Below are 19,562 nucleotides of genomic sequence, written 5' to 3' on the forward strand. Positions count from 1 at the left end.
TGATGGATTAGGAAAGGGTGCCTACAAAAGGCACCCTTTTTGGTGGGAAATCATTATTTTTCATGCACCAGCATCGTAACATCATCATTAATCAACGTCCCCACATGTTCACCTAAACATATTTTTTTCATGACTCCAGGCTCATCAAAGTTAAAGACATGCGTTGGTAAATTGTAGTCCCGGGCAAGCAGTAATGCCGCTTGATCCATGACTTGTATATTTTGTCTAACGACATCATTATAGTTTAGTTTGCTGTACATTTTTGCTGATTTGTTATGCTTCGGATCACTTGTAAAAACGCCATCGACACCCTGTTTTGCGACTAATATGGCATCGCTATTCATTTCAATAGCTCTTTGTACGCTTGGATAATCTGTCGTCACGAACGGTTGCCCGTTTCCGCCTCCAAAGATAACGATATAGCCGTTATCTAAATGGTGGACTGCACGCAAGCGAATGTATGGTTCAGCTACTGCATTAAATGGAATGGAAGTCATAACGCGTACTTCTCTATTTGTTTTACTTGTTAAAACACCGCGAAGCATTAAGCTGTTAATGATTGTACCTAACGTACCGATATTATCAGCTTCTACGCGATCGATTCCCCATTCTTCAGCTAGATGCCCCCTAAAAATGTTACCGCCACCGATGACGATGGATACTTCGATACCTAAATCAACAATGGATAAAATTTCGTTTGCGATATGTTCTAATCGTTTGGAGTTAAAGCTATTTCCAGTTTGATCGGCAAGTGCACCGCCGCTTAATTTAATTAAGACACGTTTATATGGTCTCATAACAATTCCCCCTATATAGATCGCAATAAAAAAGGAACAAAGGCGAATGCCTTTGTTCCCTTTTAAGAAAATGAAAAAGAAAAGAAGAAGATAGGACGAATTGCTTTGTATAGTTTTTCATAACATCCACTCCTTTTCATTTTGATTTGTTTTAAGTATATATCTTTTTGATTATACGAAACAATCTGATTACTTATCAAGTTTATTTTATCGTTTTTTAACAAAATGGTGTCAATGAAAAAAAGAAGAAAAATATTTGAATTTTTTGTGACGAACTTGTAGGTTTTTGTATGATTTTGTAGGTTCGCTTATAAGATGTGTGAGTAGCTTTTATAAATTCAAATTGAAAGCGTTCGCATGAAGGGGATGAACATAAATGAAAAAATTCGGATTGGCAACACAAATTTTTGTCGCGCTTGTTTTAGGGATTGTAGTAGGGGCAGTCTTTTATGGCAATAAAACGGCGATTTCTTATATCACACCAATTGGGGATATATTTATTCACTTAATTAAGATGATTGTAGTACCAATTGTTATTTCAGCATTAATTGTTGCAGTAGCTGGTGTAGGAGATATGAAGAAGCTTGGGAAACTGGGTGGTAAGACAATTCTTTATTTCGAAATTATTACGACGATTGCTATTTTAATGGGATTACTTGCAGCGAATATATTCCAACCAGGTACTGGTGTTGATATGAGTAATTTACAGCAAAGTGATATTTCTTCTTATAAACAAACTGCAGATGCAACAGAGAAGAAAGGTTTTGCTGAGACAATTGTTCACATTGTACCGAAAAACGTATTTGAATCGATTGCACAAGGTGACCTATTACCGATTATATTCTTCTCAGTATTATTCGGCTTAGGAGTTGCGGCAATTGGGGAAAAAGGAAAGCCTGTCTTTAACTTTTTTGAAGGCGTACTCGAAGCCATGTTTTGGGTTACAAATCAAGTTATGAAATTTGCACCATTTGGTGTATTCGCATTAATTGCCGTTACGGTTGCAAAATTTGGTGTAGCAACACTACTTCCGCTAGGAAAACTAGTGCTAGCTGTATACGTAACTGTTATACTATTCGTTGTGATTGTATTAGGTATTAATGCACGAATGGTTGGAGTAAACATTTTTACATTAATAAAAATTTTAAAAGAAGAATTGATTCTTTCATTTACGACAGCAAGTTCAGAAGCTGTTTTACCTAATATAATGAGAAAAATGGAAGAGTTCGGTTGTCCAAAGGCAGTTGCCTCTTTCGTAATTCCGACAGGTTATACATTTAACTTGACTGGATCGGCTATTTATCAAGCGTTAGCGGCATTGTTTGTTGCACAAATGTACGGTGTGCACATGTCACTAACGGAGCAAATAACGTTATTATTCGTTCTCATGTTAACATCCAAAGGTATGGCGGGAGTTCCAGGTGCATCGTTCGTTGTTGTATTAGCAACGTTAGGTTCAATGGGGTTACCACTAGAAGGTATCGCATTAATTGCGGGAATTGACCGCATTTTAGATATGATTCGCTCATCTGTCAATGTATTAGGAAATGCATTAGCGGCCATTGTTATGTCGAAGTGGGAAGGCGAATTCGATAATGAGAAAGCAAAACAATATGTAGAAACAGTCAAAGAAACAAAAGCAGCATAAGAAATCGTTAAGGAGTGAATAATCATGGCAACATTAACTGAAGTTAAAAATGGTGTTCGAATTGAAAAAGATTTTTTAGGTGAAAAAGAAGTACCAAACTATGCATACTACGGCGTACAAACAATGCGTGCAGTTGAAAACTTCCCAATTACAGGATACAAAATCCATGAAGGTTTAATTAAAGCGTTCGCAGTTGTAAAAAAAGCTGCAGCGCTTGCGAATACAGATGTAGGAAGATTGGAATTAAACAAGGGCGGTGCGATCGCAGAAGCTGCTCAAGAAATTCTTGATGGAAAATGGCATGATCATTTCATCGTAGATCCAATCCAAGGCGGAGCGGGTACTTCAATGAACATGAATGCAAATGAAGTCATTGCCAATCGTGCTCTTGAATTATTAGGAATGGAAAAGGGAGACTATCATTATATTAGTCCAAATAGTCATGTAAATATGGCCCAATCAACAAATGATGCATTCCCAACGGCGATTCATATCGCAACGTTAAATGCATTAGAAGGCTTATTACAAACGATGGGTTATATGCATGATGTATTTGAATTAAAAGCAGAACAGTTCGATCATGTGATTAAAATGGGACGTACACACTTACAAGACGCTGTGCCAATTCGCCTTGGACAAGAATTTAAAGCGTACTCTCGTGTACTTGAACGTGATATGAAACGCATTCAGCAATCACGTCAACACTTATATGAAGTGAACATGGGAGCAACTGCAGTTGGTACAGGCTTAAATGCAGATCCAGAATATATTGAAGCAGTTGTAAAACATTTAGCTGCAATTAGTGAACTGCCACTTGTCGGTGCAGAAGATTTAGTAGATGCGACGCAAAATACAGATGCTTATACTGAAGTATCTGCAGCACTTAAAGTATGTATGATGAATATGTCTAAAATCGCGAATGACCTTCGCTTAATGGCATCAGGTCCACGGGTTGGCTTAGCGGAAATTATGCTGCCTGCTCGTCAACCAGGTTCATCTATTATGCCAGGGAAAGTAAACCCTGTTATGCCAGAAGTAATTAATCAAATTGCGTTCCAAGTAATTGGTAATGACCATACAATTTGCCTTGCTTCAGAAGCAGGACAGTTAGAATTAAACGTTATGGAACCAGTACTTGTTTTCAACTTACTTCAATCGATTAGCATTATGAATAACGGTTTCCGTGCCTTTACAGATAATTGCTTAAAAGGAATTGAAGCGAATGAAGATCGCTTAAAAGAGTATGTTGAGAAAAGTGTAGGAATTATTACAGCCGTGAACCCTCATATCGGTTATGAAGCAGCAGCTCGCGTTGCGAAAGAAGCAATTGCAACAGGCCAATCCGTTCGAGAACTTTGTGTGAAAAATGGTGTATTGTCACAAGAAGACTTAGAGTTAATTCTAGATCCATTCGAAATGACACACCCAGGGATTGCAGGAGCAACTCTTTTAAAGAAAAATTAAAAGAAGAGGGGGACAATCCCCTCTTTTTTGTTTACAATATAGAAATGCTATATATGAATAGAGGTAGGGATGTTATGAGCAAGTTTACAGTAGCTTCTAATGGTGCATTAGAAACAACATTAAGAGGAGCAGAAGTATTATCAACACCACTTTTAAATAAAGGGGTAGCTTTCACACAAAATGAAAGAGAAGAGTTAGGTTTAAAAGGGTTATTACCGCCAGCGGTTTTAACGTTAGAAGAACAGGCACGCCGAGCATACGAACAATTTAGTTCTCAGCCGGATGATTTATTAAAGAATGTATACTTAACTGCGTTACATGATCGAAATGAAGTATTATTTTATCGTATATTAACAGATCATTTACGTGAAATGTTACCGATTGTATATACACCAACTGTCGGTGTAGCAATTCAAAGATATAGTCATGAATATCGTAAACCACGTGGTGTTTATTTATCAATTAACGATCCATCAGGTATCGAAGAAGCATTCACGAATATCGGTGCAACAGCTGAGAACATTGATTTAGTCGTTGTAACAGATGGAGAAGGCATATTAGGAATTGGTGACTGGGGCGTTGGTGGTATTAACATCGCAATCGGAAAATTAGCTGTTTACACTGCTGCAGTTGGAATCGATCCTAGTCGTGTATTACCGGTAATTTTAGATGTAGGTACAAACCGTGAGGAGCTATTAAACAATCCATTTTATATTGGAAATCGTCACCCTCGTATAACAGGTGAAGCTTACGATGAATTTATTGATACGTTTGTACAAGCGGTAAACAAACAATTCCCGAAAGCACTTTTACATTGGGAAGACTTTAGCTCTCGTAATGCACGAAAAATTTTAGATAAATATCGTCATGATGTTTGTACGTTTAATGATGATATTCAAGGTACAGGTGCAGTTTCACTTGCGGCAGTATTATCGGCAGTGAAAGCTTCTGGTGTACCGCTAAGTGAACACCGCGTTGTTGTATTTGGTGCTGGTACGGCTGGAATCGGTATCGCAGATCAAGTTAGAGATGCGATGGTCCGCGTAGGCGTATCTGAAGAAGAATCATATAAGCGTTTCTGGTGTATTGATCGTAACGGGTTAGTTACAGATAATATGGAAGATCTTCTTGATTTCCAAATTCCGTACGCAAGAAAAGAAGCAGAAGTAAGTGAGTGGAAGCAAAATGATGTGATCGGACTTGCTGAAGTTGTGAAACATGTAAAACCGACAATTTTAATTGGTACATCTACTGTTGCAGGTGCATTTAAAGAAGAGATTATTAAAGAAATGGCTTCTCACGTAGAAAGACCAATTATTTTACCAATGTCGAATCCGACGCCACTTGCTGAAGCAAAACCAGCAGATTTAATCGAGTGGACAGAAGGAAGAGCGTTAGTTGCAACAGGAAGTCCATTTGAACCAGTTACATATAACGGTGTAACGTATGTGATTGGACAATCAAATAATGCACTTATTTTCCCAGGTCTTGGTCTTGGAACAATTGTAGTACGAGCAAGTGTCATGACGGATGGAATGTTCGCAGCAGCTGCTGAAGCAGTTGCAAGTATGGTAGATACAAGTCAGCCAGGAGCACCTATTTTACCAGAGGTCGAAGAATTACGTAATATCTCAGAAATGGTTGCAATTGAAGTAGCTAAAGTTGCAGTTGCAGAAGGTGTTGCAAGAGTGAACTTAAGTGATAACGATATCAAGATGGCAGTGAAAGAAGCAATGTGGAAGCCAGAGTATCGCCAAATAAAAGCGGTAGAAAAGGTTAGAATATAGAAAAAAAGCCCGTTTATAACAATAAGCGGGCTTTCGCTTTTACTACTGAAAAAAAGTATAGGAAGTGTCACCTTTGAATTGGAATCAATTATGGAAGAAAGATATGTCCCTTTTAATTATATTAATGGTCGTTGTTCCGATTGCTGGGGAGCTGAACTTTCATCCCTTTAATGATACGTTTCGAGTTAGCTTCGGTACACCGCTATTCTTCTTTTTATTATTATTTTTAAGAAGAGTACCAGCAGGAGTTGCAGGTATTCTTGTTGGTATATCTGTAGTCTTATTCCGAGTATGTCTTGACTGGATCATGCAAGGTTCATTTCATATGACAGAATCATTTTATTTGCGTTATCCTGTGTTCTTCTATTATTTTATTTATGGCAGTTTTTTTTCGCTTTGCAGGGTAAATAAGTTCCATCAGAAACCAATCATTATTGGATGCCTTGGAATTTCAATTGAAATTGTTGCAAGTATGTCAGAACTTGCGTTTTATCATATGTTAGTACTAGGTACAACAATAACGATTTCTGAAGTAAATAAACTCATCATTATTGCTATTTTTCGTAGTTTCTTTGCACTTGGTTTTTTAAATATGATGAATTTATATGAAACGAAATTAAAAGAATCGCAAGTTCGAAAAGAAAATGAAAATATGTTAATGCATCTTTCTAATTTATATGTGGAATCTGTTCATTTGAAAAAGACGTTACAAAATGCGGAGTTAATTACACAAGAAGCATATCAACTATATCGAAATTTACAAGTAAGCGCTGATTCAAGTAGTAAAACAGCATTGAAAATAGCGGGGGAAGTGCATGAAATAAAAAAGGATAATCAAAGGATATTTGCAGGATTATCTAAACTGTTATTAGATAAAAATGTGGCTGAATATGTAGAAGGACATGAGTTAGCAGAAATGATTGTTAGAATAAACGAGAAGTATGCTGAAATGCTAGAAAAGGATATACGTTTTTCTAAACATATAGAAGGTGAGCATGCTGCATACCACGTGTATACAGTTCTATCAATTTTTAATAACCTCGCTGCAAATGCAGTTGAAGCAATTGAAGATAAAGGTGTCGTTATTATTAAGCTATATAAAAGAGATCAACATATATTTTTTGAAGTAATTGACGATGGACCTGGTATTGCACAAAAGTATAAGAAATTAGTATTTAAGCCAGGGTTTACTTCCAAGTATGATCAAACGGGAACACCGTCAACTGGTATTGGGCTTTCTTACATAAATGAAATGGTAACAGAGCTAGGCGGAGAAGTGAGATTAGAAGGCCGAGAAAATAAAAGAGGATGTAAGTTTATCGTTTGTTTACCAGAGGGTAGTTTAAAGCGGGAAGGGGAATAGATTTGTTTTATTATATCGTAGACGATGATGAAGTTTTCCGTTCGATGCTTTCGCAAATTATTGAAGATGGAGATCTTGGAGAAGTAATTGGTGAGGCGGATGACGGAGCTTTTATTGAGGCGGATCAACTAAATTTTAAAAAAGTAGATATTTTATTTATTGATTTGTTGATGCCGATGAGGGACGGAATTGAAACAGTTCGTCACATTGCGTCAACTTTCACGGGGAAAATCATTATGATTTCTCAAGTGGAATCGAAGCAGCTTATAGGTGAGGCATATACACTTGGTGTAGAATATTATATTACAAAACCATTAAATAAAATCGAAGTTGTATCTGTTGTACGCAAAGTGATGGAGCGTATTAGATTGGAGCGTTCTATACACGATATTCAAAAATCATTGAATAACGTGTTTCAGTGGGAAAAACCGCAATTGCGTACTGAACCAGTGCAAGAAGGAAAAAAGATAGGGGATTTAGGGCGCTTTTTACTATCAGAACTCGGTATTGCGGGAGAGAATGGAAGTAAAGATTTACTTAGTATGCTGGAATATTTATATGGTCAAGAAAAGGCACAGACATTTGAGTTTGGCTTTCCTGCGTTAAAAGAAATTTTCCATCATATTACGATAAGAAAATTAGGGGATTTAGCTTTAGAGGCGGATATTGATAAAGAGAAAAAAGCTTCTGAACAAAGAGTACGTCGAGCTATTTATCAGTCGTTAAATCATTTGGCTTCTTTAGGATTAACAGACTTTTCAAATCCAAAATTTGAAAGCTATGCTCCAAAATTTTTCGATTTTACCGTAGTTAGAAAACGGATGACAGAAATGACGAAAGATGAACTCGCATCTTCTGGTCATACGCGAATTAATACGAAAAAGTTTATTCAAGTGTTGTATTTTGAGGCGAAGAGGTTGATGGAGATAGAGTGAAGAAGATGCTTATAAATAAGCATCTTCTTTTGTTAAATCAACATTTTATATTTTCTCGTGGAGCATGTAAAATGTTAAGTAAGAGAAAATGGTTTTATATTAAGGAAGTGTCAAAGCAATGAGTTTCACATTGAATAAATCGATTATTAAAGAAGTGTGCGGAGAGACCTCATATAAAAGAGGTGAAGCCTATTATAAATCAAATAAAGTGATAATAGATCAGTACGATGAAAATAAAGAAATTTGTGAGGCGACAGTAAAAGGGAACGAGGATTTCCATGTTACAGTAGCAAAAGCCAAAAAGGGTGATGTTGTTGCAAAATGTAGTTGTCCTTCATTAGCGTCTTTTCAAACGTACTGTCAACATGTTGCAGCAGTATTAATACAAATAAACTATAATCAACAAACAGGTGGAATGAGCTCCACTAGTAGCAGAAATGATCAATTGACAAGTGGTATGTTTCAGCTGTTTGCAGATAAACCACTGAGGCCAAAAAGTAAACAACACCGTTTTGATACACGTGAAATATTAGATATTGAGTTTATATGTACACCAGTTGCTACGAGAAGTGGTGGGGCTCTTCTTGGAATTCAATTGAAACTTGCCAAAGTGTATGTCATAAATCATATTAGAGAATTTCTTTCTAAGGTGGAGAAAAGAGAGTCTTTTCATTGTTCAAATGAATTTACATATACACCAGATGTACATAGTTTTAAACAAGAAACGGATGCAATTATTCAGCAGCTCATTAAAATGTATCATAACGAAAAAATGTATGAAGATACGCTAGAAGTACATGCGAAACAAGATGAAAGTATGATATTTATACCACCAGCTTCATGGAAAGATATGCTCTTTTCGCTTTCTAAAGTTGAATATGTACAGCTGAAACAAAATGAACAACTGTTTCAGAGATTACAAGTTTCAAAAGGGTTGTTGCCGTTACACTTTGAATTTACGAAGGGAAATAATGGCGGATTTACACTTCATATAGATGGTTTAAATCGTGTACAAGTTATGGATATGTATAACAATGCACTTTACGATGGGAAATTATATCACTTACACATTGAAGATTGTATGCGACTTATTGAATTACAAAAGATGATGAGTCGCTCAAATAGTAATCAGTTTTATATTCCAGAAAGTAAGATGGAACATTTCGTCACGAAAGTTGTACCAGGATTAATGAAGCTCGGAACTGTACACATTGATGAAGTAATATCGGATCGTGTTGAAACACCTTCGCTAAAAGCGAAATTGTATTTAGACCGCGTGAAAAATCGCTTATTAGCAGGTCTTGAATTTCACTATGGGAACGTCATGATTAATCCGCTAGAAGAGGATGGACAGCCGTCTGTTTTTAATCGTGATGAGAAAAAGGAAAAAGAGATTTTAGACATTATGAGTGAAAGTGCTTTTGCAAAAACAGAAGGCGGTTACTTTATGCATAATGAAGAAGCTGAGTATAATTTTTTATATCACGTCGTGCCAACATTAAAAGGTTTAGTTGATATTTATGCGACGACAGCAATCAAATTGCGAATTAGTAAAGGGGATGCAGTTCCTCTTATTAGAGTGAGAAGAAAAGAAAGAATTGATTGGTTGTCATTTCGTTTTGATATAAAAGGAATACCAGAAGCAGAAATTAAAGGTGTATTAGCGGCCCTTGAAGAGAAACGTAAATATTATCGATTGGCGAATGGTTCGTTTTTATCGCTAGAGAGTAAAGAGTTTAATGAAATTAATCAGTTTATAAAAGAATCAGGTATTCGGAAAGAATTTTTACATGGAGAAGAGGTAAATGTTCCACTTATTCGGAGTGTAAAATGGATGAACGGACTTCATGAAGGCAATGTTTTAAGTTTAGATGATTCTGTTCAAGAGTTAGTAGAAAACATTCAAAACCCGAAAAAATTAAAGTTTGCTGTGCCAAATACTTTAAATGCAGAAATGAGAAAGTATCAAGTATATGGGTTCGAATGGATGAAAACACTTGCTCATTACCGTTTTGGCGGTATTTTAGCAGATGATATGGGACTTGGAAAAACGTTGCAAAGCATTGCTTTTATAGATTCTGTTTTGCCTGAGATTCGAGAAAAGAAACTACCTATATTAGTCGTTTCACCATCATCTCTTGTTTATAATTGGTTTAGTGAATTGAAAAAATTCGCCCCGCATATTAGAGCAGTTATTGCAGATGGAAACCAAGCAGAGCGCCGGAAAATTTTGAAAGATATAACGGAATTTGATGTCGTAATTACGTCATATCCATTACTGAGAAGAGATATAAGATTGTATGCAAGACCATTTCATACACTATTCCTTGATGAAGCGCAGGCGTTTAAAAACCCTACAACGCAAACGGCAAGAGCTGTGAAAACAATTCAAGCTGAATACCGTTTTGGGCTAACGGGTACACCTGTAGAAAATTCATTAGAAGAGCTATGGTCTATCTTCCATGTCGTCTTCCCAGAATTATTACCAGGAAGAAAAGAGTTCGGTGATTTAAGGCGTGAAGATATAGCGAAGCGAGTGAAACCATTCGTATTAAGACGATTAAAAGGGGACGTATTAAATGAGTTGCCAGAGAAAATAGAGCATTTACAATCATCGGAGTTATTACCCGATCAAAAGAGTCTCTATGCTGCTTATTTAGCGAAGCTAAGGGAAGAAACGTTAAAGCATTTAGACAAAGATACGTTACGTAAAAATAAAATTAGAATTTTAGCTGGTTTAACGAGATTGCGACAAATTTGTTGTCATCCTGCTTTATTTGTTGATGATTACAAAGGAAGTTCAGCTAAATTTGAACAACTGTTAGAGATTTTAGAGGAATGTAGAAGTACAGGGAAGAGAATATTAATTTTTTCTCAATTTACGAAGATGCTTTCCATTATTGGTCGTGAGTTAAATCGACAAGCAATTCCATACTTTTATTTAGACGGAAGTACACCAGCGCAGGAACGTGTAGAGCTGTGCGATCGGTTTAACGAAGGAGAAGGAGATCTATTTCTCATTTCTTTAAAAGCTGGTGGTACCGGACTTAATTTAACTGGTGCAGATACAGTAATATTATACGATTTATGGTGGAATCCAGCTGTTGAACAACAAGCGGCCGATAGAGCGTATCGAATGGGACAAAAAAATACAGTGCAAGTTATAAAGCTAGTAGCCCACGGAACAATTGAGGAGAAAATGCATGAACTGCAAGAAAGTAAGAAAAATTTAATTGCTGAAGTGATTGAGCCGGGAGAAGGGAAATTGTCCTCAATCACAGAGGAAGAAATTCGAGATATTTTAATGATTTAATATAAAAAAGCTATGCCTTCAAATTTATGAGGGCATAGCTTTTTTGTTGTAATAATTATATTTTGTTTTGTACAAAGTAAAGAAATCAAATGTTATTTAAATTACTTCTTTGTACCTTTACTTTTGTATGGTTTGGCAGCTGCCTTTTTCTTTGCACTTGATTGCCAACGGTTCCATCCTTTACTTCCTGTACCTTGTCCTACACCTTTTTTCGGTTTTGCTTTCGTTTTACTCATATGATCACTCCGTTATATAAAAATCTTATTTGATAATAGTCAATGATTTAGAAAATACTCTTTATAAATGACTATGATTGCTTTAAGTAAAAATAAACTGCTTGAATGCTATAGTATATCATGAAATTGGAAGTAAACTGAAAGGAATTATAAAGAAAATGAAAATAATAAGAAATACTGCGGATTCTATATTCCGAACGATCACATTAATTATTGTGTATACGTTAGTTTCGGTCAGTGAAACATTTTTTGGATTGACGAGGCAGAAAAAGTAAAGATGTTAAATTAACAACAATCAATAAAGCCGTAAAATAAAGAATTGAAAAATATTTTAAAACTTTTTGTTGACTTTCTTTATTTTTTGTATAGAATAATCATTAATAAAATGTTTCAGAGATGTGACAACAAAACGACTATGAAAGGACGAGTAGTAGTAGGACGTAGTTTAAGCGAGTCAGGGGTGGTGTGAGCCTGATACGAAGCCTATTATGAAGAACCTCCTGGAGTTGCTAACCGAAATCCTTTATAGGAAAGTAGACTTAGCCGGGAACTTCGCCGTTACAAGAAGAACAGTATCGAGATATTTCATCTCCGTATTGTATAAGTGAGCAACCTCTGTTGCTAATTTGGGTGGTACCGCGGAACCAAAGCCTTTCGTCCCAGTTTTTTGGGAAAGAAGGGCTTTTTTTGTTGGCTTCTTTTCACAACATCCAAACATTTTAGGAGGAAACCACCATGTATCAATCATTAATGACAGTAAGAGAGACTCAAATTGCAATTAAGGAAGTTAAAACATTTTTCGAGGACCAATTAGCAAAACGCCTTGAACTATTCCGCGTATCTGCACCATTATTCGTAACGAAAAAATCAGGATTAAACGATCACCTAAACGGTGTAGAACGTCCAATTGAATTTGATATGTTACATTCAGGAGAAGAATTAGAAATTGTTCATTCACTAGCGAAATGGAAACGATTTGCATTACATGAATATGGATATGAAGCTGGTGAAGGTTTATATACAAACATGAACGCGATTCGTCGTGATGAAGAACTTGATGCAACGCATTCCATTTACGTTGACCAATGGGATTGGGAAAAAATCGTTCAAAAAGAATGGCGTACTGTCGATTACTTACAAAAAACAGTACAAACAATTTATGGAATATTCAAAGATTTAGAAGATCACTTATTTGAAAAATATCCGTTCCTTGGAAAGTATTTACCGGAAGAAATTGTTTTCGTTACTTCTCAAGAATTAGAAGATAAATATCCAGAATTAACACCGAAAGATCGTGAACATGCAATTGCGAAAGAACATGGTGCAGTCTTCATTATCGGAATTGGTGATGCACTTCGTTCAGGTGAAAAGCACGACGGACGCGCAGCTGATTATGACGATTGGAAATTAAACGGTGACATTTTATTCTGGCACCCAGTACTACAATCTTCATTTGAATTATCATCAATGGGAATTCGTGTTGATAGTAAATCACTTGATGAGCAGTTAACGAAAACTGGTGAAGACTTCAAACGTGAGTATGATTTCCATAAAGGTATACTAGAAGACGTACTACCATTAACAATCGGCGGTGGCATTGGACAATCAAGAATGTGCATGTACTTCTTACGTAAAGCTCATATCGGTGAAGTTCAATCTTCTGTATGGCCTGACGATTTACGTGCAGCTTGTAAAAAAGAAAACATTCATCTGTTTTAATAGAAGTGAGGGAATAGCTTAAATATAGAGCTATTCCCTCTTTTTTTATAAAACATTACTTATTTATTACCGAGTTCTTCCGCTAAACCGATTAAAATTCCTTCGACTCCACGAATGTAGCAGAGACGATACGAGTTCTCGTACTGAACTACTTCGCCAACGAGCTCTGCACCATGCTTAGTGAGTCTCGATACCATTTCGTCAATGTCTTCAACGGTGAACATGACGCGTAGATAACCGAGGGCGTTTACAGGAGCTGTTCGGTGATCTGCTATAGTAGGAGGGGTGAGAAATCGCGAAAGTTCAATTCGGCTGTGGCCATCTGGAGTGGCCATCATAGCGATCTCTACGCACTGAGAACCGAGTCCAGTTACGCGACCAGCCCATTCACCTTCGACATTGGCTCGACCTTCGAGATTCAAGCCAATCTCCTCAAAGAAAGAGATTGCGTTATCAAGGGATTCTACAACGATGCTGACATTGTCCATTCGTAGTAATTTGTTTTTTGCCATAGTCTTATCTCCTTATGTATAAAAGTCTATTATTTAATTATCCCCGTAATTATACTACTAAGTAGTTACAAATTCCTTTCAGTCAAAAACACCTTGTCACAGTATAGGAAAATGTGACAAGGTGTTTTTTAATATGTCATATAGCATCGTGTTAACGAACAGCTTTTTATTTAATAGGAATGTAATACATTAATCAGATTTTTTTAGTATTACTAAATATATCAGATTAGCTCATTTGCACGAAAGGCTCAATTTTCGCCATAAATGATTGATGCAGCGCCTCAACGCCTGTTACTAAATGAAGGCGGTCAATAACGACAGACACTTTAATTTCTGATGTACTTACCATTTTAATATGAATATCTTCTTCTTTTAAAGTAGTGAACATATTTGCAGCGACACCTGGGTTAGATACCATGCCAGATCCTACGATTGATACTTTTGCTAAGTGATTTTCATGTTCTACAGATTCATAGTGAAGAGTTTCTTGATTTTGTTCCAAAACTTCTAAAGTTTCTCTTAAATCATTCGAATGAATGGAGAAGGAGAGGTGTACAGTTCCTTCATTTGTAATACTTTGAATGATGATATCTACATTAATGTGTGCTGCTGCTAATGTAGAGAAAACTGTTGAAAGCGAGCCTTGTTCTAATCCTTTAATTGTGACACGTGTAATGTTATCCTCAAATGCAATACCTTTAACGATTGATTGTTGTTCCATGTTACATTCTCCTTTTACAATTGTTCCGTTTTCTTGTTCCATACTTGAGCGAACTTCTAAAACTACGTTATGATTTTTAGCAAACTCAACAGCGCGCGGGTGTAATACGCCGGCACCGAGATTAGCAAGCTCTAACATTTCGTCATAAGAAATTTCGTCTAATTTGTAAGCATCTTTTACAACTCGTGGGTCCGTCGTATATACACCTGTCACATCCGTATAAATATCACATTTTTTTGCTTTAAGTGCAGCGGCTAGTGCGACAGCAGTTGTATCAGAACCACCACGGCCAAGCGTGGTAATTTCATTTTCTACACTTATACCTTGGAAACCAGCTACGATAACAATCGTGCCTTCAGCAAGATAAGATTGAATACGATCTGTATGAATGTCAGTAATCCGTGCACTACTATGTACAGATTCTGTCGTAATACCTGCTTGCCACCCTGTTAATGAAATTGCATGATAGCCTTTTGCTTGCAGTGCCATTGTTAATAATGAAATAGTTACTTGTTCTCCTGTAGATAGAAGCATATCCATTTCACGTTTACTTGGATTTTCTGTGATAGCGTTAGCGAGTGCGACAAGTTCATCTGTGCTTTTTCCCATTGCTGAAACGACAGAGACAATGCTATGACCTCGTTCATATTCTTCAATAATTAAATTTGCTACATGTTGAATGCGTTCGACGCTTCCGACAGAAGTGCCACCAAATTTTTGAACAATTGTTTCCATTACAAATTCCTTCTTTCGTCTATTTTTAAGAATAGATTAGGAAATATATAAATCCCAATACTCCTGTAGTTACCAGAAAGACAAACAAAAAACACCATCTCAAATAAGTGAGGATGGTGCTGTTACAGGAAAAGGGAAACAGAAAACGGAGCTAATAAAAAAACCGCCAAAAAAGGAATATCATAAAAAAATGATATCTCTTTTTTGTAGATAGCTCTTCATACGTACACGTCTGTACATATGACAGTTCTGTTTCTATTCGAAAACAGCCCCAATTGATAAATGCAGAGAAATTTATCAATTTCGGCAATACTTCCTTTCATCTAAGTTCATAGACATCTCTGTGTCTCCATTAGAATACTCATAAGTATCGCAACCTCTATCTCACGTTTTAGGCGAGAGTGTTTGATTTATGAAGTTGTTGGTAACATTTGTTTTATAATAATTTAAATTTTTCGGGGAATCAAGTGTTTTATATATATTTTAAAAATTCTTTCTTTTTTGAGGAAGTTTGTGAAAAATGTAGCAAAATAAATTCATTGCATGTACATTAAACTTATAGTGCATAGGAGGTGGGGAGAATGAAAAGGAAACAGTCTATTTATGTTGCGACAAAAATGAACACGACGATGGAAAAATTATGGGAATATACGCAAGAACCAGATATACATACAGAGTGGGATGCTCGCTTTACTGAAATTTCTTATTTAGAGAAAAAAGAAGGAGAACCACAGAAGTTTTTGTATAAAACAAAGATTGGATTTGGGCTTGAAATAGTTGGAGAAGGGGAATCAATAGGTGAAATAAGAAAAGAAACTGGTGAAAGAATTTCTTCTTTAAAATTTTGGACGGATAATACATTATCTCTTATTCAAATAGGACGTGGTTATTGGAAGTATACGCCCAATAAAGAATACATCCATTTTGAGACACAATATGATTATGATACAAGATTTGGTCGTATAGGAAATGTGATAGATTTCTATATTTTTCGTCCGTTATTAGGTTGGGCGACTGCTTGGAGTTTTGATGCCTTAAAATTATGGTTAGAAAAGGGGCTTCATCCTAGGTTACTAATTAGAAGAACAATGACGTATTGGCTCGTATGTTCTTTATTTGCTTTTGTATGGATATATCAAGGGATAGTGCCAAAACTACTGTTTACTCATTCAGAAGAAGTAAAGATGCTTTCTTTATTAATCGGTTCAAATGAAAGTAGTGTATGTATACTTAAAATAATTGGGGGGTTAGAAATAATTTTCGGTGTCGTATGGCTGTTGCCACTAACAAAACGAAAATTATTTATACTGCATATTATTGTATTACTAGTTTTAACGTTAGCGGCAGGATTTACGAATATCGCAAGCTTTACAGGACCGTTTAATCCGATTACATTAAATGTTCTTTTAATGGGGTTATCAATTGTCGGTTATATAAATAGTTTCGATTTACCAAGCGCGAAAAATTGCAAGAGGGCGAGAAAGGGATAAGTATATGGCTAATATGTATGAACGATTATTAGGGGATACCTATAAAAATCTTCATCCTGAATTGCAGAAGCGTTATGCGATTACAGAAGAGAATAGTTTTACAGGGGAAGGAAAGATGGATGAAATTTACGGTGGCTCTTTTTTCGTGAAATTTATATTGAAAATTGCATCGAAGTTTCGAATGTTTTTCTCGGAACGAGGAGAGGAAATTCCATTTACGATACAAAACATAGCTGAGCGAGATGAATATGGACAAGAATTAGTAAGGTGGAACCGTACTTTTTATTTTCATAATAAGAAAAGATATTTTAATGCAGTTATGCAATTGGATGAAAACGAAAATGAAATTGTAGATTATTTTGGTGAACCACATTTACTCGTTTCTACACTGCATTTTCATATCGATGAGTTAGGGGCAATGCATATTTCTTCAAAGAAACAATGGTTTTATATGTTTGGAAGAAAAATGCCGTTACCAAAATTTTTGTATGGTGAGGCAAAAATTGTTGAAAGTTATGATGAAACACTTCAGTGTTTTCGAATTCATGTACAAGTACGAAACCCGTTAATTGGTTCACTTTTTTCATATAAGGGAACATTTGGGGAAAGGGAATAAACGATATGAAAAATATAATATTTGGGCTTGCTTGCTATGTTGTTTTTCTAATATGTGAGTGGTCGAATATAAATCCTGTTGAAGCAATTATATTATTATCTGTTTTATTATTTATACCAATGTCATTTTGTATTATTGATAAAAGAACAAGAGATGGATCGCAATTATTATTTTATAAATCCGTATCATTTTTATATCCAATCGCAGCAATTTGCGCAATGCTAGCTTTCGTCACAAATCACTATTTATTTGCGCTAGTTTGGTTTGTATATACAGGAATTGTTGCATTATTTGGTGTAAGTAGATTGCTAGAAAGAGGATGGAAGCCGTTAGAAGAGATCGCCATAGATAGTGCGTTTATTTATTTGTTTTTAGGTGGTTTTTGGTTTTCTGCTTCAGTAGCAAAACTTTCAATTATGCATTTTAGCTCTGACATTGTTTTACTCACAGCTGCACATTTTCATTATTCGGCGTTTCTATTGCCATTATCAGCTGGTTTAATAGGGAGAAAAAGAGAAAAGAGAAGTAAAGTGTATGATGCTATTATGTTTATCATCATGATTTCACCTATGACAGTTGCAATAGGAATTACATACTCAAGAATATTTGAATTTTTTGCAGTGTTCCTATATTTATGTGCAATTTATGGGTATGGATTTTACGTTTGGAGAGCAAAATTTAATGCTATCAGTGCAAAGATTCTTCTAATCGTTTCGTCTAGTACACTCATGGTTACAATTATGTTCTCACTCATATATTCATACGGAAATTTGAAGCATGTCTTGACGATTACAATTGCTCAAATGGTTTGGATTCATGGTGTTGTCAATGGAATTGGAGTAGCGTTACCGGCATTTATCGGCTGGGTGATTGAAAAGAGTGTTCCGAATTATAAATACTATGGGAAACCAATGAGTAAGTTAAGAGGAAATGTGGCAATTGGTGAGGCTTATTTATATAGCAGCAATTTAGTAGACAGTAAGGAATACAACGGTTTAGTTGATAAAGTAAATGACTTTCATAGTGAGGCATTTGATGTGACGAAGGTTCCTTTAAGTATTATTCATTTTTATGAAAATACAGCAGAGTATGAATTGCAATCGAATATTAAATGGGCTCGTTGGTTCCGTCCGTTCGCACTTTGCTATGAGAAAATGAGTAAGCGTGTAGAACAAATACATTTAGGAATGGGCGGCAATTGGGAAACGATGCATGGCTCTATCATTAGTGTCATAGATGAGAAAGATGGAAGAGAGAATGTAAGGGCTTGGCTAAGAAAAAATGAAGCAGGTGAATCTATTTTTGTAGCTCTTTATTCAAAGCATACAAATAAGAATGAGACATATATGAATATCGCCTTACCTTTACCTTATTCGAATATGACTGGTATTTTGAAACTATATAATGATAGTCATGATTTAATTATTACTAGTAAGTTAAGAGAAAATGGTCAGGGAGATGAGGGGATTTATTTACATACTCGGTTCTTGACAATCCGTTTACCGTTAGCAGAGACTTTTATTATAAAAGAGCGCACGGATTACATACTAGAAGCTAATCATAGAATGTGGATATTTGGAGTTAAGTTTTTAGAAATTGATTATAAGATTAAGAAAGTAGAGGAGAAGTAAGAAAAGCTTGGAGAGATTCCAAGCTTTTTTACGTATGTGTAATTGTTATAGCAACTTGTTTATCTAGCTCATTATCCCAAACACGTTGAATTTCAAAGGTGCCTTTTTCAAAAAATAATGGGAATCTTTCTTTAAACCAATCTTGCATAGGAAGCTTTAGTGCTGTATCGATTGGTATCCATAATAATTTGCCCTCAGGTGGGTTTAAAAGAAGTTCACCTTCAAATGAGTCTGTCCAGTAGTTAAATACCATGTACCGAACATTCCCTTTCGGATTTACATATTCATCTAATCCCTTAAAATTTAAATCCGAAACAAGTAATCCGGTTTCTTCTTTTACTTCCCTTATAGCGGCTTGAACGATACTTTCGGGAAAATCTACTTTGCCGCCAGGAGCTATGTAGCCAGGGAAACCTCGATGATTGGGTCGTTTTACGAGTAAAACTTCATTGTTGCGCTGGATCATACACATTGTATAGATTTGGTGTTCGATATTATGTGAATTTGGAGGCATAATGATGCATTCTCCTTTATATTTTTTTGATAATTTTACCATAACATAATGGTTTCTTATATAATTAGAAATATAATATTA

The 19,562-nt window shown here is 35.7% G+C and carries 15 protein-coding genes, 1 riboswitch and 1 other annotated feature; of the genes, 10 read left to right on the forward strand and 5 right to left on the reverse strand.

The window, feature by feature from the left end:
* Positions 1-53 precede the first annotated feature (53 nt).
* The gene (gene pyrH / locus NST86_RS08925) at positions 54-797 is read right to left on the reverse strand and encodes a UMP kinase (protein ID WP_001248061.1); all 744 of its coding nucleotides are present in this window, start codon (positions 795-797) and stop codon (positions 54-56) included.
* 376 nt (positions 798-1,173) lie between these two features.
* On the opposite strand from pyrH, the gene NST86_RS08930 reads away from it, so the two are divergent.
* From NST86_RS08930 to NST86_RS08955, 6 genes are all read left to right on the forward strand, one after another.
* Positions 1,174-2,445: a cation:dicarboxylate symporter family transporter gene (locus NST86_RS08930; RefSeq protein WP_000713291.1), complete on the forward strand. Its 1,272-nt coding sequence runs from the start codon at positions 1,174-1,176 to the stop codon at positions 2,443-2,445.
* Between the two features lie 24 nt (positions 2,446-2,469).
* Positions 2,470-3,909, forward strand: coding sequence for an aspartate ammonia-lyase (gene aspA / locus NST86_RS08935; RefSeq protein WP_000224190.1), 1,440 nt, complete (start codon positions 2,470-2,472; stop codon positions 3,907-3,909).
* Positions 3,910-3,983: 74 nt separating this feature from the next.
* Complete coding sequence (gene malS, locus NST86_RS08940; protein ID WP_016117558.1) at positions 3,984-5,696, forward strand: oxaloacetate-decarboxylating malate dehydrogenase; 1,713 nt, start codon at positions 3,984-3,986, stop codon at positions 5,694-5,696.
* A 64-nt stretch (positions 5,697-5,760) separates the two neighbouring features.
* Entirely contained in the window at positions 5,761-7,059 is a 1,299-nt protein-coding gene (locus tag NST86_RS08945; protein WP_002195356.1) for a sensor histidine kinase, read from the forward strand.
* A 2-nt stretch (positions 7,060-7,061) separates the two neighbouring features.
* Positions 7,062-7,994 carry a response regulator gene (locus NST86_RS08950; protein WP_000500302.1) on the forward strand — a complete coding sequence of 311 codons (933 nt, stop codon included), beginning with the start codon at positions 7,062-7,064 and terminating at the stop codon, positions 7,992-7,994.
* Positions 7,995-8,112: 118 nt separating this feature from the next.
* Positions 8,113-11,307: a DEAD/DEAH box helicase gene (locus tag NST86_RS08955; protein WP_086424380.1), complete on the forward strand. Its 3,195-nt coding sequence runs from the start codon at positions 8,113-8,115 to the stop codon at positions 11,305-11,307.
* A gap of 101 nt (positions 11,308-11,408) precedes the next feature.
* Here NST86_RS08955 and NST86_RS08960 read toward each other — a convergent pair whose 3' ends face one another.
* The gene (locus tag NST86_RS08960; protein ID WP_000047588.1) at positions 11,409-11,543 is read right to left on the reverse strand and encodes a DUF3934 domain-containing protein; all 135 of its coding nucleotides are present in this window, start codon (positions 11,541-11,543) and stop codon (positions 11,409-11,411) included.
* A 406-nt stretch (positions 11,544-11,949) separates the two neighbouring features.
* Positions 11,950-12,208: a binding site (T-box leader), on the forward strand.
* A 70-nt stretch (positions 12,209-12,278) separates the two neighbouring features.
* Between NST86_RS08960 and asnA the strand changes: the two genes are divergently transcribed.
* A complete protein-coding gene (asnA, locus tag NST86_RS08965) occupies positions 12,279-13,262 on the forward strand; it encodes an aspartate--ammonia ligase (RefSeq protein ID WP_000284914.1) in 984 nt (327 codons plus the stop codon).
* 59 nt (positions 13,263-13,321) lie between these two features.
* Here the strand turns inward: asnA and NST86_RS08970 are convergent, their stop codons facing one another.
* Both NST86_RS08970 and NST86_RS08975 read right to left on the reverse strand, forming a co-directional pair.
* Entirely contained in the window at positions 13,322-13,774 is a 453-nt protein-coding gene (locus tag NST86_RS08970) for a VOC family protein (protein WP_001107256.1), read from the reverse strand.
* Positions 13,775-14,000: 226 nt separating this feature from the next.
* Positions 14,001-15,230, reverse strand: a complete 1,230-nt coding sequence (locus tag NST86_RS08975) for an aspartate kinase (protein WP_000448031.1) — start codon at positions 15,228-15,230, stop codon at positions 14,001-14,003.
* A gap of 203 nt (positions 15,231-15,433) precedes the next feature.
* Positions 15,434-15,620: riboswitch (Lysine riboswitch) on the reverse strand.
* A 191-nt stretch (positions 15,621-15,811) separates the two neighbouring features.
* Between NST86_RS08975 and NST86_RS08980 the strand changes: the two genes are divergently transcribed.
* The 3 genes from NST86_RS08980 to NST86_RS08990 are packed head-to-tail and all read left to right on the forward strand — an operon-like array spanning position 15,812 to position 18,967.
* Complete coding sequence (locus tag NST86_RS08980; protein ID WP_340933547.1) at positions 15,812-16,720, forward strand: DoxX-like family protein; 909 nt, start codon at positions 15,812-15,814, stop codon at positions 16,718-16,720.
* A 4-nt stretch (positions 16,721-16,724) separates the two neighbouring features.
* Complete coding sequence (locus NST86_RS08985) at positions 16,725-17,336, forward strand: DUF4166 domain-containing protein (protein ID WP_061664457.1); 612 nt, start codon at positions 16,725-16,727, stop codon at positions 17,334-17,336.
* 5 nt (positions 17,337-17,341) lie between these two features.
* Positions 17,342-18,967 carry a YndJ family protein gene (locus NST86_RS08990; RefSeq protein WP_086424378.1) on the forward strand — a complete coding sequence of 542 codons (1,626 nt, stop codon included), beginning with the start codon at positions 17,342-17,344 and terminating at the stop codon, positions 18,965-18,967.
* A 28-nt stretch (positions 18,968-18,995) separates the two neighbouring features.
* Here the strand turns inward: NST86_RS08990 and NST86_RS08995 are convergent, their stop codons facing one another.
* On the reverse strand, positions 18,996-19,481 hold the full coding sequence (locus NST86_RS08995; RefSeq protein WP_001134949.1) for an 8-oxo-dGTP diphosphatase: 486 nt from the start codon (positions 19,479-19,481) through the stop codon (positions 18,996-18,998).
* Between the last annotated feature and the right edge of the window lie 81 nt (positions 19,482-19,562).

Source organism: Bacillus sp. FSL L8-0199, assembly GCF_038005705.1.
GTDB lineage: Bacteria > Bacillota > Bacilli > Bacillales > Bacillaceae_G > Bacillus_A > Bacillus_A cereus.

Bases quoted from the DNA above. Each gene is read 5' to 3' on its own strand.
- pyrH (WP_001248061.1), bottom strand. From the start codon at position 797: ATGAGACCATATAAACGTGTCTTAATTAAATTAAGCGGCGGTGCACTT.
- NST86_RS08990 (WP_086424378.1), top strand. From the start codon at position 17,342: ATGAAAAATATAATATTTGGGCTTGCTTGCTATGTTGTTTTTCTAATA.
- NST86_RS08985 (WP_061664457.1), top strand. From the start codon at position 16,725: ATGGCTAATATGTATGAACGATTATTAGGGGATACCTATAAAAATCTT.
- NST86_RS08930 (WP_000713291.1), top strand. From the start codon at position 1,174: ATGAAAAAATTCGGATTGGCAACACAAATTTTTGTCGCGCTTGTTTTA.
- NST86_RS08980 (WP_340933547.1), top strand. From the start codon at position 15,812: ATGAAAAGGAAACAGTCTATTTATGTTGCGACAAAAATGAACACGACG.
- NST86_RS08975 (WP_000448031.1), bottom strand. From the start codon at position 15,230: ATGGAAACAATTGTTCAAAAATTTGGTGGCACTTCTGTCGGAAGCGTC.
- asnA (WP_000284914.1), top strand. From the start codon at position 12,279: ATGTATCAATCATTAATGACAGTAAGAGAGACTCAAATTGCAATTAAG.
- NST86_RS08955 (WP_086424380.1), top strand. From the start codon at position 8,113: ATGAGTTTCACATTGAATAAATCGATTATTAAAGAAGTGTGCGGAGAG.
- NST86_RS08970 (WP_001107256.1), bottom strand. From the start codon at position 13,774: ATGGCAAAAAACAAATTACTACGAATGGACAATGTCAGCATCGTTGTA.
- NST86_RS08995 (WP_001134949.1), bottom strand. From the start codon at position 19,481: ATGCCTCCAAATTCACATAATATCGAACACCAAATCTATACAATGTGT.
- NST86_RS08960 (WP_000047588.1), bottom strand. From the start codon at position 11,543: ATGAGTAAAACGAAAGCAAAACCGAAAAAAGGTGTAGGACAAGGTACA.
- malS (WP_016117558.1), top strand. From the start codon at position 3,984: ATGAGCAAGTTTACAGTAGCTTCTAATGGTGCATTAGAAACAACATTA.
- aspA (WP_000224190.1), top strand. From the start codon at position 2,470: ATGGCAACATTAACTGAAGTTAAAAATGGTGTTCGAATTGAAAAAGAT.